The organism is Luteimonas sp. BLCC-B24 (assembly GCF_028550595.1).
Classification (GTDB): Bacteria; Pseudomonadota; Gammaproteobacteria; order Xanthomonadales; family Xanthomonadaceae; genus Luteimonas.
Genome location: NZ_JAQQGN010000001.1, coordinates 755,387 through 780,968 on the forward strand (window position 1 = coordinate 755,387; position 25,582 = coordinate 780,968).

A 25,582-nucleotide genomic window follows, 5' to 3' on the forward strand; every position below is an offset into this window, starting at 1 on the left:
CACCCGACTCTCCTTTCGAGGCCACGACATGAATCACACCGCCACCCAGCCTCGCCGGCATCCGCTGCGTCCCGACGCGCGCGTGCTCGCAGGGGCGATCGGCCTCGCGCTGCTGGCCGGCTGCGCCGGCATGCCGCCGCGCAGCGTCTCCAGCGTGCCGCCCGTGGAGTACAAAGCCCTCGAGCGGGCCAACGCCTCGACCGTGGAGGAATCGCGGCGCCTGGCCGATCACCAAGAACTGCTGCGCCAGCAGATCGAACGTTCGGTCGAACGTGCCGCCGCGCCCGCACCGCCGGTCGCGCCGGCATACGACCCGCTGGAGAACAGCGTCGTCAGCATCAGCATGTTCAACGCCGATGTGGGCCAGCTGCTCTGGGCGCTGGCCGACGAACTCAACATGAATCTGATCGTCGATCCCCAGGTGCTCGAACAGCGCCAGCGCACCAGCCTGCATCTGCGCAACGTCAGCGCGCGCGAGGTCTACAACCACATCCTCGATGCGTTCGATCTGCACGGCGAGACCCGCGGTGGCGCGCTCGTGGTCGGACAGATGCGCGACCGCATCCTCAACGTGGACCTGCTGAACTCCACGACCTCCATCGATCTGTCCACCGGCGGCGATGTCTTCGGTGCGGGCATGCAGGGCGAAGGTGGGGGCGGCCAGTCGTTGCGCGGCAACCTGACCATGAGCGGCAGTGTCGGCAAGGGCAATGATCCCTACGCCCAGCTCGACGCCGCATTGAAAGTGATCCTCGGCACCGGGCCGTCGGCAACGGGCGGGACGCGCGACCCCGACGCACCCCTGCCGCCCGAAACCGCGCGCTACAGCCTCGATGCCGGTTCGGGCACGCTGTTCGTCCGCGCACGGCCATCGCAGATCCGCGCGGTGGAGGAACTGGTCGAACACACCATCGGCAAGATGCGCCGGCAGGTGCTGGTGGAAGCGCAGATCCTCGACGTCTCGCTCAGCGACAACTTCCAGTACGGCGTGGACTGGAACCTGCTGCGCAACCGTGTTGCCGGCCTCTACGGCGACAGCCCGGCCACGATCGTCCCCGCGCCCGGCACGCCGGGCAATCCGGATCTCGGTATTCCGGCCGATCCCAACCTGCTGCCGTATCAGCGCTTCGGTCGCTACGGCGATCAGGCCCGCAATATCGTATTTCCGAACCAGAGCCTGGGTTCGGCGATCGGGCGGGGCCTCGGGGTGAGCTACCTCACCGATACCTTCTCCGCCGCGCTGCAAGCGCTGCGCGGCTTCGGCAACGTGAAGGTGCTGTCGAACCCGAGCGTCCGCGTCCGCAACGGCAGCCCGGCGTATCTGAGCGTCGGCTCCAACATCCGCTACGTCACCAAGTCGACGACCAGCTTCTCCAATGCCGGTGGCGGCGGCTTCAACACCTCGTCCGACATCCAGACCGACTCGCTGTTCTCCGGCGTCGTGATCGGCGTTGCGCCGGTGATCCACGAAAACGGCACCGTGGAACTGCTCGTGCATCCGATGCAGACCGAGGTCGTGCCGGGCAGCCTGGCGCTGCGCGAGTTTCCCAACGGCAACGCGGTGACGTTGCCGGTCATCAATGTCAAAGGCATCACCACCACCCTCAATCTGCGCGACGGGGACACCGTGCTGCTGGGCGGCCTGATCGACCAGACGTCCAGTCTCGACGACAGCGGCATTCCGGCGCTGTCGGACGTGCCGGTGCTGGGCAAGCTGTTCGGCGCGCGTTCCACGCAGCAGAACACCCGCGAACTGGTGCTGGTGCTCCGGGTCACGCTGGTATGAGCCTGGTCTACGACGCGTTGCGTCAACAGTCCGGAGCCGCTGCGGCCGTACACCCACGCGCGGCGACGGCGTGGCCGGCCTGGTGGCATCGCGCACGGCCGCATGGTCGCGGCACCGTCGTGTTGATGGCGGGCGCACTGCTGGCCGCGCCGGCGTATTTCCTCGGCGGTCAGCACGGTAGCCAGGGCGTCGTGCACGCAGCCGCCACCACGATCGCCGTGCCGGCGGCTGCGGAGAGGCCCTTGCCGATCGTGGACCTGACCCGGACGGTCGACACCGCCCCGCCCGCGGTGCCGCGCGCGGCGGCCGGCAGCGCGTCGCCCGGAGTCTCGTCGGCGTCCGCCCCGGCAGCGCTGGACGCCGCGCACGTGTCGCCGCCGGAGGCCGATGCGGTGACTGCGCCGGTCGATGTCGTGGCCACGCCGGTGACCGCGTTCGCGGACGCCGGTACGGCCCCCGCCCCCGCACCTGCCGCCGTCGATATCGCACCGGCCGCACATGCCGTCGCGGCCGCGATGCCCGCACCCGAGCCGGTCAGGATCAAGGTCGAGCAGCGCTCCGCCGCGCCCGCCGGGGGCAACGCCGCGCCGGGCAGCGACGAGGTCGCGATCCAGCGGGCGATCGACGCGATCGGCGCGGCCGTCGCCGCAGGCGACCGCGCCGGGGCCGACCGCGCGCTCGCATCCCTCGAGGCTCTTCTGCCCTCGCAGAGTCTGACCTTGCTGCGCATGCAGGCCTGGATCGCCCACGACGGCGGTGCGATGGACGCGGCCGAGCGTCTGTACCGGCAGATCATCGAGCGCGTTCCCGACGACGAGGTCGCCGGCGTCAACGTGGCCTTGCTCGATGCGGGACGCGGAGATGTCGACGACGCCCGGCAGCGACTGAAGCGGCTTGGTGGCCAGCATGCGCGATCGGCGCTGGTCGCCCGGGCGCTCGCCCAAGTGGACGCGCTGCGATGAACCCTGCCCTCGTCCGCCATCTGCAGGCGCTGGACCTGACACATGCACCCTTTCCGCCCACGCCCGACGCCAGCGCCTGGTTCCGCACTCCGGTTCTGGACGGCGAACTGACGGAGGCCGCGCACTGCCTGCGCACGCGGGCGGGCTTCGTGCTGTTGACCGGCGAAGTGGGCACCGGGAAAAGCACTTTCCTGCGTCGTCTGCTGCACGAACTCGATGGTGAGGGCGTGTCGACGTCGATGGTGTTCAACACGTTTCTGCAGGCCGATGATCTTCTGGCTGCGGTGCTGCGGGACTTCGGTCTGCGTCCGCGCGGCAATCCGGCACGCGACATCGAAACACTCAACCGGTTCCTCGTGCGCCGCTGGCAGGAACAGGCCACCTGCGTGCTCGTGATCGACGATGCGCAGAACCTCACCCTGGAAAGCCTGGAACTGCTTCGCCTGCTCACGAACCTGGAAACCGGGCAGGAGAAGCTGCTCCAGATCGTCCTCTCCGGTCAGCCCGAGTTGCGCGACAACCTCGATCAGCCGCGCATCCGCCAGCTGACCAGCCGGATCTGCAAGCACGTCAGGTTGGAAACGATGTCGCCTGGCGACCTGCGTGACTACGTCGGCTTCCGTCTCGCCGCGGCGGGCAACCCTGAACCCGGCATCCGCCTGCAGGAGGACGCCGTGAGCGCGCTGTACCGCGCAAGCGGCGGCAACCCGCGACGTATCCACCTGCTGATGGACCGGTGCCTGTACGGCCTCTACGGCCGCGTCCCTGCGCAGCGCGTCGTCGATGCGGCGTTGGTGCGCACCGCGGCTTCCGAAGCCGGCGCCTTGCCGGCGCGACGGCGCACACGCAAGCCGCTGGCGCTGGCCGCCTGCATCGGCGGCGCTTTCGCCGTCGCATCGCTGTCGCTGCTCCTGGGCAGTCCGCACAGCCACGCCGACGACGGCGCAGGCCTTGCAACCGTCGCTGCGCCGATCACGGCGGTTTCCGCCGCCGTGCAACCGGTCGACGACGGCTGGGACGCCTGCCTGGAGGCGATCGAGGGACGCGGCGCGCAGGTCCACGTGGTGACCGGCGGCTGGCCCGCGCACATGCCCGCACGCGATGACCTCTGCCTGCGTGCGCAGGGCGACGGCTGGCTCGCAGCCTGGCCGACCGGGCTGCGCCCCGAGGATTTTCTCGCCGGCGGCGAGGCGCGTGAACGAGTGCGCATGGTGCAGGCCCTGCTCGGCGCGCGCGGTCTGTATCACGGTGATATCGACGGCGTGTACGGCCCGCGCATGCGCGAGGCGATCGCCGCGCTGCAACAGCGCCATGGGCTGCCCGGCAGCGGGCTTCCCGATGCGTCCACGCTCCTGCTGATCGACATCCTGCTGGCGACCGACGCCGCCGCACCCACCACGGAACCGCCGCACGATGGCCACGGTTGACGCCCGAATCGCACCGCCCCACGCCCCGCAGGCTGCCGCCTCGAAGGAAAGCACCCGCCTGGGCGAAACCCTGCTCGAACGTGGACTGATCGATGCGGTCCAGTTCGAATACGCGATCCAGAAGAACGAGGTCGAACAACAGCGTCTCGGCCGCACGTTGATCCGGCATGGACTGGCGAACGAATCCGACATCGTGCGCACGCTCGCCGAGCTCAACGGCGTCGAGTACGTGCAGACCGAGATGCTCTCGCAGCCCGAGCCACAGGTGCTGGCGATGTTCAACCGCGAACTGTGCCAGCTGCGCCAGTTCCTGCCGCTGCGACGCGTCGACGACACACTGGAGGTGCTGCTGGGCGACGCCGATACCGCCACCGTGTCACAGCTGGTACTGCAGCGCGTCGGTCTGCGCTGCCGCTTCCTGCAGGGCGAGTACGGCAAGGTCGCGCGACTGATCCGGCATACGTACTACTTCGCACAGAATCCGGTCGAAAGCCTGCTCGAGCGCGAGGTCAAGCGGCTGGCTTCGGACAAGGACCACGCCTACAGCCCGGAGAAGCTGCTCGACTACCTGCTGCACTACGCGGTGCGCGAACGCACCACCGACATCCATGTTTCGCCGTCGGAGGACAGCCTGCACGTGCTGTTCCGCGTCGATGGCGTGCTGCGTCCGATGTTCGCGATGCCGACCACGCTCAGTCGCCTGCTCGGCTACATCAAGCTGACTGCCGAGATGGACATCTCCGAGCAGCGGCGCCCCCAGGACGGCAGCTTCCGCGCCGTGGTGCTGGATTCGGCGCTGACCGTGCGCGTCTCGACGATCATCACCGACGCCGGCGAACGCACGGTCATGCGCCTGCTGCCCGAACACAGCGATCTCGCCGGACTGGCGGAACTCGGCTTCTTTCCCGAAGACGTGGCCGCGCTCGAACGCCTGTTCGCCAAGCCCGCCGGCCTGATCCTCATCACCGGACCGACCGGCTCCGGCAAGAGCTCGTCACTGCATGCGGCGCTGCGCATGCAGTCGTTGATCGAGCGCAACGTGCTGACAGTCGAGGACCCGATCGAGTACCGCGTGCCCGGAGCCGGCCAGACCGAGGTCAATCGTCGATCGGGTTACGAGTTCGGCTCGGCGCTGCGTCACTTCCTCCGCCACGACCCGGACGTCATCCTGCTGGGCGAGATGCGCGATGCCGAAACCGCCCAGGCCGCGCTCGAGGCAGCGGCAACCGGACACCTGGTGCTGTCCACGCTCCACGTCACCACGGTCTTCGGCGTGGTGCCGCGCCTGCGTCCCCTGGGGCTGGAGGCGCAGGTCATCGCCGACAATCTGCTGGCGGTGGTGAACCAACGCCTGGTGCGTCAGAACTGCCCCTTCTGCGCCGAAGATGCGCCGCTGTCGCCCAGCGAGACCGCGTGGCTGGGCGTGGCCCAGGGCACGTGCGGCAAGCGTGGCACGGGCTGCGGTCGGTGTCGCAACAGCGGCTACTACGGCCGCCTGCCGGTCTACGACATCATGGTCGTCGACGACGCGCTGGCCAACGGCATCGCCGACGATGCCGGTCGCGAGCAGCTGCGCACCCTGGCCATGAACGCCGGCTTCCGCGGCATCGAGGATGTGGCCAAGGCACGCATCCTCGCCGGCCAGACCACGGTCGAGGAAGTGTTGCGCGTCGTCGGCGTGGGGCCGTCGCCATGAACGTGTATTACTACCGCCTGCTGATGTCCAGCGGCCGTGTGCGCAGCGGCGTCGCACAGTTGGCCGTGGAGCGCGATTCCTCGGCGCGGATGTGGCTCGAGAAGAATTTCGACGCCGTCGTGCTGTCGCTGTATCGGCTGCCGGGTTGGCTGGCCGAGACCCAGCGTTCGATCTCGCATCTCGTCAAGCCCAGCATCCGCCCGGCGGAACTGGCCGGCATGTTGCGCGATCTCGCGGTAATGACCGCCAGCGGCATTCCCATCATGGAAGCGCTGCGCGCGGTCGCGAACGAGGTCGGCGGCGGCCGGGCTTCCAATCCCGCCAAACTCGCGCGCCGCCTGCTGGAGGAGCTCGATGCGGGCGCTTCGCTCAGCGATGCATTCTCGCGCTACCCCGATGCGTTCCCGGAAACGGTCCGCAACCTGGTCATGATCGGCGACGAGACCGGCACCATGGACCTGATGCTCAAGGAGGCCGCCGACCATATCGAGCGCGTCTCCAAGATGACCGCCGATACGCGCCAGGCACTGATCTATCCGGCGTTCGTGTTCTCGGCGATTTTCGCCGCCGGCGGCTTCTGGATCTACTACGTGATCCCCAACCTGGCCGATCTCTTCAAGCAGATGAATGCCGATCTGCCGCCACTGACCGTGGCCGTGATGAAGGGCTCGGAGTGGCTGATCGCGCACATCGGCCTGATCCTGGTCGGGATGGTCGTCGCCGCCTTCGTGCTGTGGGTGACGTGGCGTTACAGCCGGGCGTTCCGGCGCGGCGTCCATTACGCGCTGCACAGACTGCCCATCGCCAAGACCATCATGTTCTCCTCTGGGCTGGCGTTCTTCACCGAATACATGTCGCTGCTGGTCAAGGCCGGCGTGGACATGGTCAGCAGCCTGCAGGTCATGGAGCGGGCCATGCGGGACGAGTATTACCGCGACCGCATCATCGCGATCCGCCAGGTGCTCGAACGCGGCGACCGGGTCTCTGCCGCCATGCGTCAGGTCGGTGGGTTTCCTTCGATGATGGTGCGCATGGTCGCCGTCGGCGAAGACACCGGCACGCTCGACTCGCAGTTCTCGCGCCTGTCGTCCGAGTACAGCCTGCGTTTGCAGCGCCTGATCACAAACCTCTCCGAGATCATCAAGCCCGTCGTCGTGTTGCTGGCCGGCGGCATGTTCGTGTTCCTGATCGTCGCCCTTCTGCTTCCGGTCTACGACCTCGTGCAGCAGGCAATCAACTCGCCGCAGTTCTGAGGTCCGTCATGTCGCCACGCACGCCCCTGCGCCCGCCCGCGCCCGGTTTCACCCTGATCGAGATGTCGGTGGTGCTGGTCGTCATCGCGTTGATCATCGGTGCGGTGTCGGTCGGCCGCGACGTCTACCGCAGTGCCGTCGCCGAGCGCATCGGCAGCGAATTCGTACAGGGCTGGATGATCGCCTACGACCGCTACGTGCAGCAGGTGGGCGTGGTCCCGGGCGACGACATGGGCGATCCCACGGGCGAGGTGAACGGCGCAGCGGCCGATGAACTGCTGTGCGGCGACCCGCTTCGTGACGCGATGCTCGTACGCGGTATCGCGCTTCCCCAGGGCCGCGCGGAGCGCCAGGAGACCCGCTACGTCTACCAGGACAGCCGGGGCAATCCGCAGCAACTGGAGGTGTGCTTCCTCAATGTCGGCGAATGGGCGGAACCTGGACCGGGCACGACGTACGTCAACCGGCGCCGGAACGTCATGCGTCTGACCGGCATGACCCCGGAACTGGCCAACCAGCTCGATACCCGCATCGACGGCCGTGTGAACGCACGCGCAGGTCGCATGCGCCAGCAGGGACTGCATACGCAGGCCGCCGCCGGCAGCGGGGCCCCCGACGCCGGCAGATGGACCTTGAACGACCTGGACACCTACGGCGGTGGCACCAGCGTCGACGGACAGGTCGCGGTGATGGCCGGCTACATCCGGATGAACCAGTGACGCCCCCGCACCGGCACAGGAGCCATGCAATGCGCCTACCCGCATCCGTTGCACCCTCTCCCGGGCGTGCTGTCACCACGCGGCGCCGCGCGTACCGGCAAGCAGGCGTGGGCCTGGTCCAGGCGCTGCTGGTGCTGATCCTGGTCGGCGGCGCGGTGACCGCAGGCGCGGTGCTGCTCCAGGCCAAGCGTGCGCCCGCGCAGGCGGTCAGCCAGGAACAGGCCTTGCGCTGGGCCGACGAGGCCGTCGCGGCATTCGCGTCGACTCATGCGCGCCTGCCGTGTCCGGCCCGCACCCTGGACGGCGACGAGGACTGCAGTAGCGGCCATGCCAAGGGCTGGCTGCCTGCGCGTACGTTGTTGGGCGCCGCCGGAAACGGCATGCGCCTCGGGCCGATGGCCTACATGGTCTACCGCGGCGACGAAGCCGCGCATCTCGATCTCACCCGGCCCGGCAACGTCTACCGCCCTCCACTGACCGACGGGACGCCGCGGACCATCGGAGACGACGCGAGCAGCCGCGAATTCACCGCGGTCAACGGTCTCGACCTGTGTCGCACGCTGGAGCTCGCCGAACTCGCGGGCACCGATACAGATCGAGCCCATGTCGAAGCGCAGGACAGCGCGCTGCGCAACGTCGCCTATGGCATCGCAGCGGCCGGACCGCATGCCGGCAGTGATCGGCTCGACGACCGCAACGCCGGCGCTGCGCACCGGATGGATGCGCCCTGGCGCGAATGGGACTCCGGCTACGACGACCGCGTCCGCGTCCGCAGTTTCGCCGGTGTCGGGCACACGCTGGGGTGTCGCCTGTTGACCGGCCGGGGCGGCGCCGCCCCGGCCTACGCGCCCTTCTCCGGAATTCCCTTTCTGGACCCGGCCGCGACCCCGGCGGCGCCCTACAACGTGTCGCTGGCCGGTATGGATGTGCTTGCAGCGGCGGTCACCCTCCACGATGCGTTGGCCCTGTTGCAGGAGACCAACATCGAGGCCACGGAGAAGGCCGTACAGGGCGCCGCGTTCGCCCAGGTGTCGCTGATCTTCAAGCTGGTGACCACGGCCGTCAGTCTGTCGGACCAGATCACGACACTGGTGACGTCCGCCACCAGCCTGACCCGCTCGATCGCCACCTGCATCGCCTCGCTCGGCACCATGTGCTGGGAAGTGCCGCTCAAGACCGCGGCTGTCGTCACCTCGATCGTCGGCCTTGGCACCAAGGGCGTCACCCTCGCGGCGAAGGCCGCGTCGCTTCCGTTCGTCGCGCTGGCACTCGATGCCTCGATCAAGGCGCGCGACCTCGCGCGCAAATCGCAGACGGGCAAGGTGCCGCAGGATCTAGACGAGGCGCGCAGGGAGCTGGAGTGCACCCTCTACGCGCGGAACTGCGACGACAGCACGCAACGCGAGGTGGTCTACCGACGCGATGGCGACGGCAACCCCATCCAGCGCAGAAACGCCGATGGCAGCCCGATGTACGACGATCGCGGCAATCCGCTCTACGAGATCGAATCCGAAACCGTCGTGCCGCGCATCGGTCTCGACCGGCAGACCGAGCTCGCGCGCGCGCAATGGCAGACCCTGCAGTTCCAGGTGGACATGCTCGAGCGCTGGCGGCTGGCCCCGTGGGGGGTCGCTTCGCGCGCCAGCACGAACGCCCAGGGCGAACCGCTGCGCGATGGCAACGGCATGCCGGTCTACGACCTCGTGGAGATCCAGAGCCTCGGTCACGACGGGCAGAGCCGCTCGCAGATCCAGCAACGTATCGACCCGTACCGCACGTGCGGCCTCGGAAGTGGCAGCAGCGACTGGCGGAACTGTTCCAATACCCGCTATCGCAAGCAGGTGGAACACTGGGTCTGTCGGTCGTCCGGACAGGGCGGCGGGCTGTACGACGCCGCCTGCAACTATGTCGGCACACGCACCGCGAACGACGCGGACGGAAATCCGGTCGTCGTCAATGCGGGCACCCACGATCGGGTGCGGGAAACCACGTACCACTTCGACTGGGACGTCGCCACCGCCGACGCCGTCGCGCGCCGCCGCAAGACCGAGGAATGGATCGACCTGAACAAGCGGGATCAGGAACTGGACAAGGAGATCACCCAGTTCCGCAACAACATCGATACCTGGTTCACCGGCAACGATTCGATCCTGAGCAAGATGCTGACCCAGCTCAACGACGCCCAGCACTGTGCCGGTCGGGGCCGTGGCGATCCCGCCAATCCGGAGGCCAATCTGCCGGGCGACGAGATGCAGCGTCAGCAGTGCATCAATGCACGCAATGCCGTGCGTTACATCGAGCACTGCGAAAAGCCGGTGACCGTGACCGAGTGCCGGTTCGTGGGCAACGGCACGGGCCGCTATTCCGACAGCGCCTGCAGCAATCGCACCGGCACGCCGAAGGACTACATCTGGCAGGAGCGCAGCAGCGGCGTGTTCGAACGCGATACCAACGAACTGGCGACCTGCCGGCCCAACATGGAGGCCCGCCTGTCACGCCTCGTGTCCGAGAAGACCGGCCTCGCCACCCGACGGGATGCCGCCAGGGACGCCTACAACGCACTGCCGACGCCATGGGTCGCCTATCCGGGCCGGGATCAGCCCTACGCCGGTGACAGCAGCTACAACTGGTTCGAATGGGCCATCGAAACCGTCGAGGACCAGGACGGCAACCCGCTCCGTTACGACTGGGTGCGCTCCCGGTTCACGGATACGTACACCTACGTCCATACCTATCCGTGCAAGAAGAAGGAAACGCAGCGCGTACGGGTCCCGGGCAATCCGGCCGCCAATCCGCCGACGAGCGACAGTTGGATCAATGTCGAGGTGGAGGTGGACAGCACCTGCTCCGAGACACGCACCGCCACCCGCAGCCTGCCGTGGTATGCCACCGAGCATTACGGCAACCGCGATGCGTCGGCGCCATTGCTGGTCACCTCGAGCAACGAGCTCCTGCCGAAAAGCGTGTGCCAGTACTTCACCGGCCGGGCGTGGAACGGCAGCCTCTGGTGGTGGCCGAATGCCGGCAACGCGAACTGGTGGAACCGCAACGCCTACGACATGGGTGTCTACTGCCAGCGCTATCCCTACAGTCGTGCGTTCGAGGATTGGCGTCGCGCGAAGACGGGTGCGGACAATGCGCGCAAGAACTACGACGACACGCTGGCCCAGTTCAACAAGCTCAAGGAAGAACTGGACAACATGAACGGCGAGGGCGCCTCGTCCGGTGGCCCCACCACCCAGATGAGCTTTGGCGCCGAAGCCACCCTGGAACATGCCGACAGCCGCGGTTCCACCGGCACGCAGGCCGCTGCGGTGACGCCGTGATCCTGCTCAACCGCCGCCAGACCGGCTTTTCCCTCGTCGAAATGGCCGTGGCCCTGGTCGTCGTCGCGCTGCTCGGCGTGCTGGTCGCCAGACTGCTTCCGCTCGGCAACGAACTGCTCGATGCCGAGCGTCAGCAGAACGAGCTGGCGCAGGCGGAACAGGCACTGCTGGGCTATATGCGCAGTCAGAGTCGTCTGCCCGCGGCCGACGGCAACGGCGACGGGCGCGCGGACGGCGCCACCGATGGTTGGCTGCCCGTCAGCGATCTCGGGCTACCGCGGCGCATGCGGCTGCATTACCAGGTCCAGGCCGCCCTGATCGTGCCGGCGGGTGCGGGACTGTTCGAGCCCGTGCTGGCGGCGGCCGACCAGCCCGCGGCGTCGGACAACGGGCTCGACTTCTGCATGCAACTGCTGTTGAACCAGCGCGGCGAGGTGGCGATCGCGGGCCTCGGCGTGCCGGTCGCCTACTACCTCGGTCACTCGGGCATGCGTGGGCACGCCCGGAGCGACGCCGACGCGCAATGGAGTCCCGGCGCGCAGGCCCTGCCCGGGGAACCGGCAACCGCCGGCAGCCTCGCGACGATCGCGGCGGGCCCGGGGGAACTCGCCGCGCGCCTCGCCTGTCCGGATCGCCTCGCGCGTACCCAGGGCAGCGCACAAGGCGCCTATGCCGCCCACAGCGCCCTGCGCATGACCGAATTCAATCTTCAGTTCCGCGAATTCGACATCAACATCGCCGAGACCATCCGCGAACAGGCCAAGGTCGCCCGCGATCTGGCCGCGTATGCGCTGGCCGAATCGATCACCAACCAGGCCATCTCCATCGTCATGCTGGCCTCGGGCTGGCCGCCCGACGGCGCCACGATGGCGGCCGGGGCCAAGCTGGCCGCCAAGGCGGCCTTCGACATCGGCAAGAACGCCTATGCGCTCAAGACCGCGCAGGACGACTACAACGAGGCGGTGTCCGGGGTGGAAGACGCCCGTCAACGCCGGAACCAGGTCAGCGCGTTCCGCGACCGGATCCGCACACTGCATGCCGAAGCCCGTGACACCACCGTCGACCTGGCCCGCGCCGGACTGAATCAATGAGCATGCCGCTGCCCTCCGTAACCCGCGTCCGCCAGCACGGCTTCTCGCTGGTCGAGCTGACGGTGACCCTGGTCATTCTGGGCATCATCGGCATTCTGGTGGTCCGCTGGCTGGGCATCTTGTCCGACGAGCGCCGAGAGGTCTTCCAGCGCGATCTGCTGCAACGCGCGGACGACGCCGTGACCGGCTTCGCCGTCGTCCATGCCAGACTTCCCTGCCCCGACACCAGCGGCGACGGCCGTGAAGACTGCGGCGGGATGCGGGAGATCGGCGTGCTGCCCTATCGCACGGTCGGCCTGCCTGACGCCCGCGCCGGCCGTCTGCGTTATGGGGTGCTGCGCCGCACCGGCGACACCGCGATGATCGAGCGTTGGAGCACGGCCAGCCAGCGCGCGGCCGTCCAGTCCACGGTGCTCGACGCCGATCTCGCTGCGCCGTCCGATCAGGCCATGCCGCTGCAGGTCACTGCCAACGCCGCCGACAGCTTCATCATCAGCCGTGTCCTCGCCTGGGACCACTGCGCGTACATGGACTGCGCGGCCATGCCGCAGTTGGCGCGCAACAGCATGGATCTGTGCGATGCCCTGCGCAACGCGAGTCAGTTGCCGACCAGCGACAACCATGTCCACACCCGTCGCGAGCGCGACACCGAACTGCTGCAGAACGCCGGCAACGTCGCCTACGCCCTGGCGACCGTCGATCCGTTGTCGCCGTCTCACGACACGGGGTCACCAGGCTTCCAATCGCCGCGCCGCGCCGGCTCCGGCGACTACCGCGACAGAGTGTTGGCCGTAGGCATCGACCAGATGTGGACCCGTTTGCGCTGCGGAGAGCACTACAGCCCGGCCGTATACGCCCACGCCAACGTGGCGGCTGCGGCGCGGCTGACCACGCCGACCATGCACAACCACAAGACCCAGCTGGACATCATGGTCGAGCTCGGGCGGGCCGAAAGCATGAACGCGAGCGTCGCGCTCATCGACGCGAGTGCCGAACTGATCAACACCACCGCCGACACCCTCGACACCATCGCCGAAATCTTCGACACCTACGGCGGCTGGAACTGGCGCGCCGCGCTGGCTGCCGGCAGCATCGGCACCGCCGTGGGAAGCACCATCGCCGCCGGTGTCGCGAAGGGGTCGGCCGACGCCTACCTGGCCTCGGCGGAGCGCTACCGGGACGAGTTCGCGGCCCGCTTTCCCGGCGAGGCGGCACGCCTCGAAGCCGAGATCGTCACCAATGCCCGCCGCGCGGACATGCTCGGCGGCTTCCCGGACCCCGCGGTACGCAGCGCTGTCGAGAGCTTCCACGTCGGCGGGGCACAGCCGACCCCGTGATGTCGACCGAATCGACGCCACGTCCCCGCCGGCGCAGCGACAGGCTGCATGCAGTCGCCTCTGGTATCGTCCGTCCGACTTTTTTCCAGGGCCCCGGCAGCCTGTACCGGGGAGAACGCGGCATGAACGAGGACGAGCAGAACACCATTGCCTGCGGCAGCTCCGGCGAGCTGCCGCAGGCCGCGGCGTGCATCGTCGTGATCCACGGCGACGGTTTCGGCCAGCGCGTCGACATCGGTGATGCGCCGGTCGTGGTGGGACGCGCGAACACCGCGGATCTGCAGCTGCCCTCGCCCAGTGTGTCGCGCCGTCACTGCGAGATCCGGCGCGAAGGCGATGCCTATCTGATCCGCGACCTCGGCTCGACGAATGCCACGTTCATCGGTGGCCGCAGGATCGACGAGACCCCGCTCGCCGACGGTGACCAGATCACCGTCGGCGAGAGCGTGCTGAAGTTCATCAGCCACACCAACGTGGAGGCGGTCTATCACGCCCGGGTGTCGCGCCTGATCGTGCGTGATCAGCTGACCGGCTTTCTCGGCCGCCAGGACTTCGTCGATGCCGCAGAGAAACGGATCGCGGCCTCGTTGTCGTCGGGCGCGCCGCTCAGCCTGGCCGTCCTCGACGTGGACGACGCGGCCAACCTGCAGCTGGAATACGGCGACGACGCGTGCGATGCGGTTCTTGCCTACGTTGCAGAACTGGTCCGCGACGAAATGCAGCCGGACGACCTCGCCGCGCGAATCGGCGGGTGCCGCCTGGCGATTCTGCTCGCCGGCCGTGACCTCGCCGCCGCGCAGGCCTTCGTGAACACGCTCGAAGCCAAGCTCGTCTCCCCGCCCGACTTGCCGTCCTATCCGCGGATGCCGGTGTCCATCCACGGGGGTACCGCGCACCTCCAGCCGGGCACCAGCAGCCTGGGCCAACTGATCAAACAGATCCGGATCGCCACGCCCGGGGCGGCCTGATCCGCGGCCGAGCCCGGACGCGCGCCCGGCGCGTTCCGGACACATCCGGCGCGGCGGCGAGGCGACGCGGAGGCGCGGGCATGGCCACAGGTGCGCGCCCAACAAAAAAGCCCGCAAAGCGGGCTTTTTTGTTGCGTCCGCAAAGTGGCGACACGCCTCAGAACGGAATGTCGTCGTCCGAGAAGTCGTCCATCGGCGCCGGGCGCTGCTGCGGCGCCTGACGCTGCGGGGGGGCGCTGCGCTGCGGCGGGCCGTCATTGCCGGCGCTGCGCTGCGGACGGCTGCTGCGCTCGTAATTGCCGCCCCCGCCGCCACCGCCGCCACCATCACCGCGGCCGCCGAGCATCTGCATCTCGTTGGCGACGATGTCGGTGGTGTACTTCTCCACGCCGTCCTGGCCGGTGTACTTGTCGTAGCGGATCTCGCCCTCGACGTAGACCTGGCTGCCCTTGCGCAGATACTCGCCGGCGATCTCGCCGAGCTTGCCGAAGAACACCACGCGGTGCCACTCGGTGCGCTCCTGCTTGTTGCCCTCGCGATCGTTGCGCACGCTGGTCGTGGCCAGGCTGATGCGGGTCACGGCCATGCCGCCCTGGGTGTACTTGGTGTCGGGATCGTTGCCGAGATTGCCGACCAGGATGACTTTGTTGACGCCGCGGGCCATGGGAATTCCTTGGATTGCGCCGGCCCGGGGCCGGCGTGATGGACTTCGACATCACAGTATAAGCCGGCCGCCCTCTGCCGTCCGGCCATTGCGGACCCGGCGCTCGGACGCGACCGCACGCGGTCGTCGGGCCTTGCCTATAATTCCGGGCCTGCCTGTCCCGGATCCTGCATGAACAACGCCGCCTCCCCGGCCGCCCGGCTCGACCTGCCGGCGATCCAGGCCCTCGCCGCCGGCGACATGGCCGCCATCGACGCGCTGATCCGTACTCGGCTGGCGTCGGACGTGGTGCTGATCAACCAGGTGGCCGAGCACATCGTCTCGGCCGGCGGCAAGCGCCTGCGGCCGATGCTGGTGATGCTGGCCGGCCGCGCCACCGGCACGATCGGTGCCGACCACCACCAAGTGGCGGCGATCGTCGAGTTCATCCACACCTCCACGCTGCTGCACGACGACGTGGTCGACGAGTCCGACCTGCGCCGCGGCCGCAGCACGGCGAATGCGATCTGGGGCAATGCGGCCAGCGTGCTGGTCGGCGATTTCCTGTATTCGCGCAGCTTCCAGCTGATGGTCGAACTCGACCGCATGCCGGTCATGCGCATCCTCGCCGACACCACCAACCGCATCGCCGAAGGCGAAGTGCTGCAGCTGCTGCACGTGCGCAACCCGGACACCGACGAGGCGGCGTATCTCAACGTCATCGAGCGCAAGACCGCGGTGCTGTTCGCCGCCGGCACCCGGCTCGGCGCGCTGGCCTCCGGCGCGGACGAGGCCACGCAACAGGCGCTGTACGACTACGGCATGCAGCTCGGCTACGCGTTCCAGATCGCCGACGACGTGCTCGACTACTCGGGCGATGCCGACGCGCTGGGCAAGAACCTCGGCGACGACCTCGCCGAGGGCAAGGCCACGCTGCCGCTGATCCATGCGATGGCGCAGGCGACGCCCGATGTCCGCGCGCGCCTGCGCGCAGCCATCGAGACCGGGGACGTCGGTGCACTGCCCGACGTGCTGGCCGCGATCGAAGCCGCCGGCAGCCTGGACTACAGCCGTGCGCGCGCACTCGAATATGCCGAAGCCGCGGAGCGGGCCCTCGACGGCCTGACCGACAACGACGCCGTCGCGGCACTGCGTGGGCTGGCGCGCTACGCGGTCGAACGCGGGTCCTGACCCCAGCCCGGCACGCCAAACCTCCGCAACACCGCCCTCGGTCCGAGTCGGCGGGCTCCGCCACGCGAACCGCGTCGAGGTCGCCACCGCTGTCGGTGCACGTCGACAGCGCCGAGCGGCAATGCGCATGGCGCGATGCCCTGTCAGCCCGGGCCGACCTGAAGCGCGCGAACGAGCTGCGCGGCGACGATCAGCCCGACCGTCACCGACAGACCGGCGAGGATCGCCAGACCGCCGGTGCGCGCCAGATTGACGGTCCAGCCCAGCACCTTCGGCCACTTCGGCACCCAGATGCGGTCGTCGTCCTTCGCGTGGTACAGGCCAAGCCAGCGTGGGCCGATCCAGTTGCTGCGGTTCCGCCATGCGCGGAGATTGCGTGCGTCGCGGTCCATGTCGATCCCTCGCGTTTTCGGAACCGCAGGATCACCCGACCTCCGCGCGCGGCGGGCGTGATGCGACGAACGCATGGCTGCGCGCGACGGATCGCACACCCGGCCGACCAGCGGCGCCTCAGGCGATGCCCAAGCCCGGAATCGCCGTGATCGCATCCGGATCGAAGCCGCCCAGCGCGGCGAAATGGCGACCGCGCGCGGTGTAGTCGCGATAGGCGCCGAAGCTCGGCGCGCCGGGCGACAGCAGCAGCACGCCGTCGCCGTCCAGTGCCGCGCGTGCCTGCGCGGTGGCCGACGCGAGATCATCGGCGGCCGCCAACCGGAAGCCGGCGCCGCGGGCGATCGGCGCGAGCAGATCATGGATGCGCGGGCCGTTCTGGCCCATGGTCACGATCGTCTGCGGTGCGCGGGTGCGCATCGCATCGGCGAACGCCTGCCAGTCGAGTCCGCGATCGTGACCGCCGACGAGCAGCGCGACGCGCCGGTCGCGATAGACGTCGAGCGCGGCGAGACTCGCGTGCGGGGTCGTACTGATCGAATCGTTGACCCACAGCACGCCATCGCGCGTGCCCAGCGGTTGCAGGCGATGCGGGAGCGGCACGAAGTCCGCGGCCGCACGTGCCAGCGGCAGTGCGTCGATGCCGAGCGCTTCGATCGCGGTCAGCACGGCGCAGAGATTGCCGCGGTTGTGCCGGCCCGGCAGCGGCAGTCCGGCCGTGTCCATCACGGCGGCGGCGCCGCGATGCAGGACGTCGCCGCGCAGGTGCCAACCGTCGGGCGTGCCGAACCAGCGGATCTCACTCCCCGGCAACGCCAGCGAGGCCAGGCGCGGGTCGTCCGCGTTGAGCACCGCGATGCGTGGCCGCGCGCGCGTGACCAGCGCCAGCTTGTCCTCGACGTACTGCGCCTCGCTGCCGTGCCAGTCCAGGTGCTCGGGGAAGATGTTGGTGACCACCGCGACGTCGGGCCGTACACCGCCGGCCGCGACATCGCCGGTCTGGTAACTCGACAGTTCGATCGCCCAGGCGTCCGCTTGCGCATCGAGCAGCTCCAGCAAGGGCAGCCCGATGTTGCCGGCCAGCGCCGTGCGCAGGCCATGCGCGCGCAGCAGATGGGCCAGCAGCGCGGTGGTGGTGCTCTTGCCCTTGGTGCCGGTGACGCAGACCGTGCGGGCCGCGATCTCACCCGCCGCGGCGCGTCCGGCGAACCACAGCGTGGTGCCGCCGATGAAGCGCGTGCCCTGCGCGGCGGCCGCCATCGCCTCGGCCCGGTACGGACTGATCCCGGGTGACTTGATGACCACGTCGAAGCGTGCGAGGTGTTCGCGGCTCGCCACCGTTTCGACAGCAAGCGACGGATCGCCGAGGCCGAGCACCTCGCGCGCCTCGTCCTCCGCGCAGAACACGGTCAGGGGCACGCCCGCCGAATCCCGGACCCCGGAGCCCGAATCCCGCACGGCGCGCAGCGCCGCGTACGCCGCGCGGCCTTCGCGGCCCCAGCCCCACAGCGCGATGCGGCCGCCACCGGCCGCGAGCGCTTCAAGCTGCGAGATGCGCACGCAGGCGCTCCCACAGCGCGTCGGGAATGCGGTGGGCGTCCTCTTCGACGGCCAGCAAGCCGGCGACCTCCAGCTCGCCGGCATCGAGCTGCGGCGCGATCAGCTGCGCGAAGCGCGCGACGATCGCGTCCTCGCGCCATTCCGGACGCTTGGCCAGCGCCGCCAGCGCCGCGCGTGATTCGCGGCCTTCGCCGACGCATTCGAACGGCTTGTGGTCCTGGTATTCCAGCAGGGCGTCGTAGCCCGGCACCTGCGCCGGATCGTCGAGCAGGTTGCGCCCGAAGATCGCCACCAGCCGCGGCTTGGGCATGAATGGCGCCAGCGCCAGGAAGACGAAATGGCACTTCGGGCAGATGCCGCACCAGCGGTTGACCGGCCGCTCGCCGAGCAGATGGAAGTTGCGGTTGCAGCTGGAGAAGTGCGCGTCGTAGCGGTCGGTCTTCGCGAACTGGCGCGCGACGGCGAGTTCCGACAGCGGCCGCAGCAGCGAGTAGTAATGCAGGTCCGCAGCGACGCGCGCCTGCACGTGATCGCCGAAGGCCGTCTCGAACGCCCAGCCTTTCGACCACTGGTGGTTCACCTCACCGGTCCCCGGGATGAGGCTGCCGTAGCTCGCCGAGCGCTCGTTGGAGAACACCACCTGGTCCACGCCGTGCAGCACCGCGGCCAGCACCAGGATCGCCGAGTTGATCGCGGTCACCGGGATGTGCCCGTTCCACGCGCCCTGGCGGTTGTACTCGAACAGTTCCGGCGCGATCTGCCGGTCGATGTTGAGCGTCGGCAGGCCGGTGCGCTCGGCGCAGACACGGATCAGCTGCGAGCCGCCGATCCAGCTGACGGTCTGGTCGATGCCCAGCGCGCGCAGCGCTTCGATCGACACCAGCGAATCCTTGCCGCCGCCGATCGCCACCAGCGCATGCGTGCGCAGGCCCAGCGCCGGCGCGGCGTCGTCCGCGGCGGCGGCGTGCGGGAACCGGATCGTGCCGTGCAGGTCCAGCCCGTTGCGGTAGGCGAACTCACCGAGCCCGTGCACGTAGACGTCCTCGAGCAGCGCGGCGGTGCCAGCATCGATCGCATAGTCGTCGATGCGGATCTCGCCCGGCACGGCGGCCTTGTAGTAGCTCACGCCGGCGATCAGGTGCAGCAGACGCAGCGCCCGGGTCGCCGCCGCGGCGCGCGCACCGTCGAGCGCGAACGGCGCGCCCGGCACGGTGATCGTTTCGACCAGCTCGGGGCCGTCGTCGAAGGCGTAGACCAGCCGGGCCACACCGGTGCCGGGGTCGAACGCGCAGCGCACGAAGCGGAACGCGGCGATGGAATCACGGTCGAACATGGGACTCGGGTCTCCAGCGAGATACGGACGACGCACGCGACGCGGCGTCGGAAACTTGGAACATCACGTCGGACGGCGATGACGCGGATGGCGGAGGTAACGATGCGCCGGCCACACCGCGGCGAGGCAGGCCGGCAGCGCGCCCAGCACCAGGCCCGGCGCGCCGAACACCGCGGCGCTGTACACCCAGGACAGGGTTTCATCGCCCGGCGCGAGCAGGGCCACCAGTCCCAGGCTCAGCGGCACGAACAGGACGATGGCGACCAGCGCGGTGACGACCGCCATCGCCAGCACACGGCGCAGAGGCGGACGCCGGCCGACCCGCCACCGCCAGCCCGCCACCCAGGCCGCGGCCATGCCGGACGCGAGAACGGCGACGGCGGCGAGTTCCCAGAAGAACGCATCGGCGATTCCCATCTCGAGCAGCCCGCCGAGCACGACGGTCAGCACCAGCGCGAGCCCCGCACAGACGACGGTGTACTCCACCCGCGGTTTCACTCGATCACGTCCTCACCCGGCAGGCCGCGCAGGTTGTAGGTGTTGGCCATCACGAAGCCGTAAGCGCCGGCGTCGGCGATCAGCACGGTGTCACCTTCGCGGGTTGCCGCCGGCAGGCGGCGACGCGTGCCGAAGACGTCGCTCGATTCGCAGATCGGACCGACGACTTCGACGGCCACGTCGTCCGCATCGTCGAGCCGCGTCAGGTTGTGGATGCCGTGCCAGGCGTCGTACAGCGCCGGTCGCATCAGGCTGTGCATGCCGGCGTCCACGCCGACCCGGCGCGTGCCCAGCTTGTCGACAACCTGGGTGACGGTGGTCAGCAGCACGCCCGCTTCGGCCACGAGGTAGCGACCCGGCTCGATCGCCAGGCGATAGCGCGGGTATTCGGCCTTGATCGCCGCGAGGCCCGCCGCCCAGGCCGGAATGTCGAACGGCACGTCGTCGGGACGATAGGGAATCGGCAGACCGCCGCCGATGTCGATCGTGTCGACCGTGCCCACCGAATCGGCGAAACCCGCGAGTTCGGCATAGACCTCACGCCAGTGCGCGACGGTCTCGATGCCGCTGCCCAGATGCGCGTGGATGCCGGTGATGCGCGCGTCCACCTCTTCGGCCGCCAGCAGAAACGCATCGAACGCGCCCAGCGGCAGACCGAACTTCGACGCCGCGCCGCCGGTGACGACCTTGGCGTGGTGGCCGTCGCCGCGACCCAGATCCAGGCGCAGCCACAGGTCGCGGCCGCGGAAGACCTCGGGCCAGTTGCGCAGCGCTTCGACGTTGTCGAGCGTGACGGTGACGCCGCGCGCATAGGCGTGCGCGTATTCGCCGCGCGGCGCGAAGCTCGGCGTGAACAGCACGCGCCCGGGATCGAGATCCGGCAGCACCTCGAACACGTGGTCGAGCTCGCCCCTGGACACGCACTCCAGCCCGAAGCCGGCCTCGACCAGCGTGCGCAGGATCGCCGGATGCGGATTGGCCTTTATCGCGAAGAAGCGGCGGTCGATCGCGTCGGCCGTCGACAGCGCAGCGGCACGTTCGCGCACCGTCGGCAGGTGATAGACGTAATGCGGCCGGCCGGGTTCGGCGAGTGCCAGCAGCGACTCGCGCGCGCCCTGCCACCACTGCGGCGCACGTTCGCGGCGGCCATGCGCGATCTCGCGCCAGCTGGGGCCGAATACCGTGTCGTCGTGCACCGGCATCGCGCCGCTGTCGATCAGCTCGGCATGCAGCACCGGCAACAGACCGTCGGCGTCGGCCTCGTCGATGACGAAGGTCAGGTTGAGATCGTTCGAGGACTGCGAGATCAGATGCACGCGTTCCTTGCCGAACGTGGCCCAGACATCCGACAGCTTGTGCAGCAGCGAGCGTATGCCCCGGCCGACCAGGGTGATCGCCGCGCACGGGGCGATGACCTTGACCCGGCAGATCTCGGCGAGATCGTCGCTCAGCCGCGCCAGCACGTCGGTGCTGACCAGGTTCTCGCTCGGATCCAGCGACACGGTGACGTTGGTCTCCGACGAGCCGATCAGATCCACCGACAGGCCGTGGCGCTTGAAGCGCTCGAACACATCGGCGAGAAAGCCGACCTGCTGCCACATGCCGATGCCTTCCATCGACACCAGCACGATGCCGTTGCGGCGACTGATCGCCTTGACGCCCGGCACCGGCTCGGCGCTCGCGTCGATCGCGGTGCCCGGCAGGTCCGGGCGTTCGGTGTCGAGGATCGCCATCGGCACGCCGCCGTCGCGGCAGGGCTTGATCGAACGCGGATGCAGCACCTTGGCGCCGGTGGTCGCGATTTCCTGCGCCTCGGCGTAATCCAGCCGCGTGAGCAGACGCGCATCGGGCACATCGCGCGGATTGGCGCTGAACATGCCCGGCACGTCGGTCCAGATCTCGACACGGCGTGCACCGAGCAGCGCGCCGAAGTACGCCGCCGACGTGTCCGAGCCGCCGCGGCCGAGAATCGCGGTGCCGCCGTCGCCGTGCCGGGCGATGAAGCCCTGGGTGAGCAGCATGCGCGGCGCCTGCTCGGCGAAGCGCGCGCGCCAGTCGCCGTCGGGTTCGCGCCGGCAGTTCACCGACAGGCGCAGCGCCCAGTCGCTCTGGTTGGGCAGCGCCACCGCGTCGAGCCAGTCGCGCGCATCGCACCAGCCGAACTCCAGGCCCTGGGCCGCGAGATAGGCCGCGCCGATCGTCGACGACAACAGCTCGCCCTGCCCCAGCACCTCGGCCTGCCAGTCCAGCGTGCGCGTCGTCGCACGCGGGTCGTCCGCCAGCGCCTGCAGCGCGGCGAGACGCGCGCCGAGCACCGCGTCGACGTCCAGTTCGAGTTCCGAGGCGAATGCGCGGTGACGTTCGACCAGCGCACCCACGCGCGCAGGCGAATCCGCGGCGCCGTCCGCGATCGCGGTCAACTCGTTGGTCACGCCCGACAGCGCCGACACCACCACCAGCACGCGCGCGCCGTGCTCCTCGGCCCGGCGTTTCGCCAGCCGGCCGATGGTGTCCCAGCGGTGGCGGCGCGACACCGAAGTGCCGCCGAACTTGAGCACGATCCAGCGATCGTCGGAAGGTGATGACATCGGGGTGGGGTCTCGAACGGTGGGGGCAACGGAAGAGTGGCGACGGCCGCTACGATGGCGACCTCGCTGGCCCGGCGCGCCGTCTCGCGGCGCCCGGGCGCACGATTCTAAAGCACGCCTTCCCGACCGGAGCCCCTGTCCATGCGCACCCGCCGTTATCTTCAGCTCGACGTGTTCTCCGCGCACCCCGGCGCCGGCAATCCGCTGGGCGTGTTCGTCGACGCGGAGGGCCTGGACGCCGCGGCCATGCAGGCGATCGCCGCGTGGACCAATCTGTCGGAAACCATCTTTCTGCTTCCTCCCGATGCCGGGGCCGATTACCGCGTGCGCATCTTCACGCCCCGGCAGGAACTGCCCTTCGCCGGTCATCCCAGCGTCGGCGCGGCGTGGGCGGTCGTCGACCAGGGTCTGGCCCGCGCCGACGGCGGCAGGCTGGTGCAACAGTGCGGCGCCGGCCTGCTGCCGGTGCGCCTGGACACCGGCGGCCGCGACCGCCGGCCGAGCGTGCGCGCGCCGAGGGCCACCCCGGTGGCGACGCCCGACGGCAGCCGCGGCGCACTCGACGCCGTACTGCGCGCCCTGGATGCGCGGCACGCGCCGCACGCGCTGATCGACAACGGACCCCGCTGGTGGTGCGTGGATCTGGGCGAGGCCGAGGTCGTGCGCGGCCTGCGTCCGCCCCTGCCCGAGATCGCCGCGTTGTCCCTCGCCAGCAACGCGGTCGGCCTGGCCGTCTGCGGCCGCGCACGCGCGTCCGATCACGCGCTCGTCGTACGCGCATTCTGCCCGGCCGACGGCATCCCCGAGGATCCGGTCACCGGCAGCGCCAACGCCGCGCTCGCCGCCTGGCTGCATGGTGACGGGCGGATGGACGATCTCGGCGCGCGTTACATCGCAAGCCAGGGGCGCGAACTCGGACGCGATGGCCGGGTGTCGGTCGAGATCGACGCCGAGGGCGGGATCTGGATCGGCGGCCAGGTGCAGCCGGTCATCCGCGGCACGCTGGATTGGTAAGCTGTCGCGCCGCGTGATGCTTCCATGACTCCCCGCCGTTTCGTCCAGGTGGACGTGTTCGCCGACCGGCCCGGTGCCGGCAATCCACTGGCCGTGGTGCTCGATGCCGACGGGCTCGACGACACCGCGATGCAGGCCATCGCCCGTTGGACGCGTCTGCCCGAGACCACGTTCGTGTTCCCGGCGACCTCCGACGAGGCCAGCTACCGCATCCGCATGTTCTCGCCGCGACGCGAGGTGCCGTTCGCCGGCCACCCCAGCGTCGGCACCGCCCACGTGGTGCTCGACGCCGGACTCGCCGCGCCGCGCGACGGCCTGCTGGTGCAGGACGGCATCGCCGGCCGGTTGCCGCTGCGCGTCACCGGCGCCGATGCGATGCGCACGATTGCGGTGCGGACACCACGCGCGCGCATCGTCGAAACCGCCGACGCGACGGATCCGCGCCTGCAGCCCAGCCTCGCCGGGCTGTCGCTGGGCGAGTTGCCGCCGGTGCTGATGGACGGAGGTCGCCGCTGGTGGCTGGCGGAACTCGCCAGCGAAGCGGACCTGCGCGCCGTGACACCCGACTGGACGGCGATCGGCGCACTCGCCGAGGCCACCGGCAGCATGGGCCTGTGTGCGTTCGCACGCAGCACGGCAGCCGACTATCACCTCGCCGTGCGCGCCTTCGTCGGCGCCACCGGGCATTTCGAGGATGCCGCCTCCGGCGCGGCGAACGCGACCCTCGCGGCATGGCTCGCCGCGCGCGACGCCCTGCCGGGCGAAGGCGGCCGCTACCGCATCAGCCAGGGCCGCGAGGTCGGCCACGACGCGATCATCGAACTGCAGGTCGACGATGCCGGCGACGTGTGGTCGGGCGGACGCGTGCAGAGCGTGGTGCGCGGCACGATCGACTGGCGCTGAGCGCCGGCCTCCTGCCGCGGCGGAGGCGCGTGTCAGGCACGGCAGGAGTCACTGCCGTCATCTCCGCGAGAGCGGGATCCAGCGACTGCAAGCGTTGAACGCCGGAGGCACTGGATTCCCGCTTTCGCGGAGACGACGGTCGAACCTCAGTGTTCAGACCGTCGCGACCCCGCCCCGCGGCCCGGCGTCTGCGAACAGGCGGCGCTGAAGCCAGTCGTGCACGAGCCGCGCCGTATGCGCAGCATCCGCACCCGGCAGCGGGCCGACGTGGGTGGTGGCGGCGGACACCTGCAGGTCCGCGTTCCAGGCCGCGGCCAGCGCGCGCGTGATCGCAGGCGGCACGTCCTCGTCGCTGCTGGATGCGATACAGAGTGTCGGCACCGTCGGCGCCGCCGGCGTCCGCCCCGCTTGCGCGGTGCGCAGCACGGCACCGCTTTCGTTGCGCCAGTGCCGCGCGGCCACGAGCGTGGTCGCGTCGTCGGCGTCGGCCAGGGCCCGGCGTGTCGACGCCAGGCGTGCATCGCGCCCCCAGGGCACGACATCCGCCCAGGCGCGCGGCGGCAGGTGCAGGTGCCACGGCGCGGGCGGCAACGGATTGATCAAGACCAGGGCATCGGCCGCATCGGCCGCGTCGAGGGCCAGCAGGCCGCCGAGGCTCGCCCCGACCAGGACGCGCGGCCGCGGCAACCGACCGGCCGTGTCGCGCACCTGCTGCAGATAATCGCGGTAACCGGTGCTCGCCAGACCGCCCGGTGCGGGCTGCAGATCCGGCGCGTGCACCTGGTGACCGCGCGCCTCGAGCACGTGGCGCCACAGCGCCCACTCCCAGCCACCGCCGCCGGCGCCGTGGACGAGCAGCAGATGGAAGGTGCGGTCGCGCTGCATGGCGGCATCGTC

At 69.7% G+C, this 25,582-nt stretch carries 20 protein-coding genes; 13 read left to right on the forward strand and 7 right to left on the reverse strand.

Annotated features, from left to right (window positions below):
- Positions 1–28: 28 nt before the first annotated feature.
- The 10 genes from mshL to PQS31_RS03715 all read left to right on the forward strand — a co-directional run bounded on the left by mshL (position 29) and on the right by PQS31_RS03715 (position 14,565).
- A complete protein-coding gene (gene mshL, locus PQS31_RS03670) occupies positions 29–1,786 on the forward strand; it encodes a pilus (MSHA type) biogenesis protein MshL (RefSeq protein WP_272761313.1) in 1,758 nt (585 codons plus the stop codon).
- Positions 1,783–2,748 (forward strand): hypothetical protein, encoded by a 966-nt coding sequence (locus PQS31_RS03675; protein WP_272761314.1) that lies wholly within the window; start codon positions 1,783–1,785, stop codon positions 2,746–2,748. Before mshL ends, PQS31_RS03675 begins: the two co-directional genes overlap by 4 nt.
- Positions 2,745–4,175 carry an ExeA family protein gene (locus tag PQS31_RS03680; RefSeq protein ID WP_272761316.1) on the forward strand — a complete coding sequence of 477 codons (1,431 nt, stop codon included), beginning with the start codon at positions 2,745–2,747 and terminating at the stop codon, positions 4,173–4,175. The genes PQS31_RS03675 and PQS31_RS03680 overlap by 4 nt, the downstream gene beginning before the upstream one ends.
- Entirely contained in the window at positions 4,162–5,871 is a 1,710-nt protein-coding gene (locus PQS31_RS03685) for a type II/IV secretion system protein (RefSeq protein ID WP_272761317.1), read from the forward strand. The genes PQS31_RS03680 and PQS31_RS03685 overlap by 14 nt, the downstream gene beginning before the upstream one ends.
- Positions 5,868–7,124, forward strand: a complete 1,257-nt coding sequence (locus tag PQS31_RS03690) for a type II secretion system F family protein (protein WP_272761318.1) — start codon at positions 5,868–5,870, stop codon at positions 7,122–7,124. The genes PQS31_RS03685 and PQS31_RS03690 overlap by 4 nt, the downstream gene beginning before the upstream one ends.
- Positions 7,125–7,132: 8 nt before the next feature.
- Positions 7,133–7,843, forward strand: coding sequence for a prepilin-type N-terminal cleavage/methylation domain-containing protein (locus PQS31_RS03695; RefSeq protein ID WP_272761319.1), 711 nt, complete (start codon positions 7,133–7,135; stop codon positions 7,841–7,843).
- Positions 7,844–7,950: 107 nt separating this feature from the next.
- The gene (locus PQS31_RS03700; protein ID WP_272761320.1) at positions 7,951–11,169 is read left to right on the forward strand and encodes a hypothetical protein; all 3,219 of its coding nucleotides are present in this window, start codon (positions 7,951–7,953) and stop codon (positions 11,167–11,169) included.
- On the forward strand, positions 11,166–12,260 hold the full coding sequence (locus PQS31_RS03705) for a prepilin-type N-terminal cleavage/methylation domain-containing protein (protein ID WP_272761321.1): 1,095 nt from the start codon (positions 11,166–11,168) through the stop codon (positions 12,258–12,260). The genes PQS31_RS03700 and PQS31_RS03705 overlap by 4 nt, the downstream gene beginning before the upstream one ends.
- A complete protein-coding gene (locus PQS31_RS03710; RefSeq protein ID WP_272761322.1) occupies positions 12,257–13,597 on the forward strand; it encodes a type II secretion system protein in 1,341 nt (446 codons plus the stop codon). Before PQS31_RS03705 ends, PQS31_RS03710 begins: the two co-directional genes overlap by 4 nt.
- Complete coding sequence (locus PQS31_RS03715) at positions 13,597–14,565, forward strand: GGDEF domain-containing protein (protein WP_272761323.1); 969 nt, start codon at positions 13,597–13,599, stop codon at positions 14,563–14,565. The genes PQS31_RS03710 and PQS31_RS03715 overlap by 1 nt, the downstream gene beginning before the upstream one ends.
- A 157-nt stretch (positions 14,566–14,722) precedes the next feature.
- On the opposite strand, the gene PQS31_RS03720 is transcribed toward PQS31_RS03715, so the two are convergent.
- Complete coding sequence (locus PQS31_RS03720) at positions 14,723–15,229, reverse strand: single-stranded DNA-binding protein (protein WP_272761324.1); 507 nt, start codon at positions 15,227–15,229, stop codon at positions 14,723–14,725.
- 171 nt (positions 15,230–15,400) lie between these two features.
- On the opposite strand from PQS31_RS03720, the gene PQS31_RS03725 reads away from it, so the two are divergent.
- Positions 15,401–16,399 carry a polyprenyl synthetase family protein gene (locus PQS31_RS03725; RefSeq protein WP_272761325.1) on the forward strand — a complete coding sequence of 333 codons (999 nt, stop codon included), beginning with the start codon at positions 15,401–15,403 and terminating at the stop codon, positions 16,397–16,399.
- A 143-nt stretch (positions 16,400–16,542) separates the two neighbouring features.
- On the opposite strand, the gene PQS31_RS03730 is transcribed toward PQS31_RS03725, so the two are convergent.
- The 5 genes from PQS31_RS03730 to PQS31_RS03750 form a co-directional block, all read right to left on the reverse strand.
- Positions 16,543–16,791: a hypothetical protein gene (locus PQS31_RS03730; RefSeq protein ID WP_272761326.1), complete on the reverse strand. Its 249-nt coding sequence runs from the start codon at positions 16,789–16,791 to the stop codon at positions 16,543–16,545.
- A gap of 118 nt (positions 16,792–16,909) precedes the next feature.
- Complete coding sequence (gene murD, locus PQS31_RS03735) at positions 16,910–18,349, reverse strand: UDP-N-acetylmuramoyl-L-alanine--D-glutamate ligase (protein ID WP_272761327.1); 1,440 nt, start codon at positions 18,347–18,349, stop codon at positions 16,910–16,912.
- On the reverse strand, positions 18,330–19,682 hold the full coding sequence (gene murL, locus PQS31_RS03740; RefSeq protein WP_272761328.1) for a UDP-N-acetyl-alpha-D-muramoyl-L-alanyl-L-glutamate epimerase: 1,353 nt from the start codon (positions 19,680–19,682) through the stop codon (positions 18,330–18,332). The genes murD and murL overlap by 20 nt, the downstream gene beginning before the upstream one ends.
- A gap of 63 nt (positions 19,683–19,745) precedes the next feature.
- Positions 19,746–20,168, reverse strand: a complete 423-nt coding sequence (locus PQS31_RS03745; protein ID WP_272761329.1) for a hypothetical protein — start codon at positions 20,166–20,168, stop codon at positions 19,746–19,748.
- A gap of 8 nt (positions 20,169–20,176) precedes the next feature.
- Positions 20,177–22,768: a bifunctional aspartate kinase/diaminopimelate decarboxylase gene (locus PQS31_RS03750; RefSeq protein WP_272761330.1), complete on the reverse strand. Its 2,592-nt coding sequence runs from the start codon at positions 22,766–22,768 to the stop codon at positions 20,177–20,179.
- Positions 22,769–22,909: 141 nt separating this feature from the next.
- Here PQS31_RS03750 and PQS31_RS03755 point away from each other — a divergent pair, with 141 nt between their 5' ends.
- Positions 22,910–23,782 (forward strand): PhzF family phenazine biosynthesis protein, encoded by an 873-nt coding sequence (locus tag PQS31_RS03755; protein ID WP_272761331.1) that lies wholly within the window; start codon positions 22,910–22,912, stop codon positions 23,780–23,782.
- A 24-nt stretch (positions 23,783–23,806) separates the two neighbouring features.
- Positions 23,807–24,685, forward strand: coding sequence for a PhzF family phenazine biosynthesis protein (locus PQS31_RS03760; protein ID WP_272761332.1), 879 nt, complete (start codon positions 23,807–23,809; stop codon positions 24,683–24,685).
- A gap of 153 nt (positions 24,686–24,838) precedes the next feature.
- On the opposite strand, the gene PQS31_RS03765 is transcribed toward PQS31_RS03760, so the two are convergent.
- Positions 24,839–25,570, reverse strand: a complete 732-nt coding sequence (locus PQS31_RS03765) for an alpha/beta fold hydrolase (RefSeq protein WP_272761333.1) — start codon at positions 25,568–25,570, stop codon at positions 24,839–24,841.
- Positions 25,571–25,582 lie beyond the last annotated feature (12 nt).

Bases quoted from the DNA above. Each gene is read 5' to 3' on its own strand.
- mshL (WP_272761313.1), top strand. From the start codon at position 29: ATGAATCACACCGCCACCCAGCCTCGCCGGCATCCGCTGCGTCCCGAC.
- PQS31_RS03675 (WP_272761314.1), top strand. From the start codon at position 1,783: ATGAGCCTGGTCTACGACGCGTTGCGTCAACAGTCCGGAGCCGCTGCG.
- PQS31_RS03680 (WP_272761316.1), top strand. From the start codon at position 2,745: ATGAACCCTGCCCTCGTCCGCCATCTGCAGGCGCTGGACCTGACACAT.
- PQS31_RS03685 (WP_272761317.1), top strand. From the start codon at position 4,162: ATGGCCACGGTTGACGCCCGAATCGCACCGCCCCACGCCCCGCAGGCT.
- PQS31_RS03690 (WP_272761318.1), top strand. From the start codon at position 5,868: ATGAACGTGTATTACTACCGCCTGCTGATGTCCAGCGGCCGTGTGCGC.
- PQS31_RS03695 (WP_272761319.1), top strand. From the start codon at position 7,133: ATGTCGCCACGCACGCCCCTGCGCCCGCCCGCGCCCGGTTTCACCCTG.
- PQS31_RS03710 (WP_272761322.1), top strand. From the start codon at position 12,257: ATGAGCATGCCGCTGCCCTCCGTAACCCGCGTCCGCCAGCACGGCTTC.
- PQS31_RS03715 (WP_272761323.1), top strand. From the start codon at position 13,597: ATGTCGACCGAATCGACGCCACGTCCCCGCCGGCGCAGCGACAGGCTG.
- PQS31_RS03720 (WP_272761324.1), bottom strand. From the start codon at position 15,229: ATGGCCCGCGGCGTCAACAAAGTCATCCTGGTCGGCAATCTCGGCAAC.
- PQS31_RS03725 (WP_272761325.1), top strand. From the start codon at position 15,401: ATGAACAACGCCGCCTCCCCGGCCGCCCGGCTCGACCTGCCGGCGATC.
- PQS31_RS03730 (WP_272761326.1), bottom strand. From the start codon at position 16,791: ATGGACCGCGACGCACGCAATCTCCGCGCATGGCGGAACCGCAGCAAC.
- murL (WP_272761328.1), bottom strand. From the start codon at position 19,682: ATGTTCGACCGTGATTCCATCGCCGCGTTCCGCTTCGTGCGCTGCGCG.
- PQS31_RS03750 (WP_272761330.1), bottom strand. From the start codon at position 22,768: ATGTCATCACCTTCCGACGATCGCTGGATCGTGCTCAAGTTCGGCGGC.
- PQS31_RS03755 (WP_272761331.1), top strand. From the start codon at position 22,910: ATGCGCACCCGCCGTTATCTTCAGCTCGACGTGTTCTCCGCGCACCCC.
- PQS31_RS03760 (WP_272761332.1), top strand. From the start codon at position 23,807: ATGACTCCCCGCCGTTTCGTCCAGGTGGACGTGTTCGCCGACCGGCCC.
- PQS31_RS03765 (WP_272761333.1), bottom strand. From the start codon at position 25,570: ATGCAGCGCGACCGCACCTTCCATCTGCTGCTCGTCCACGGCGCCGGC.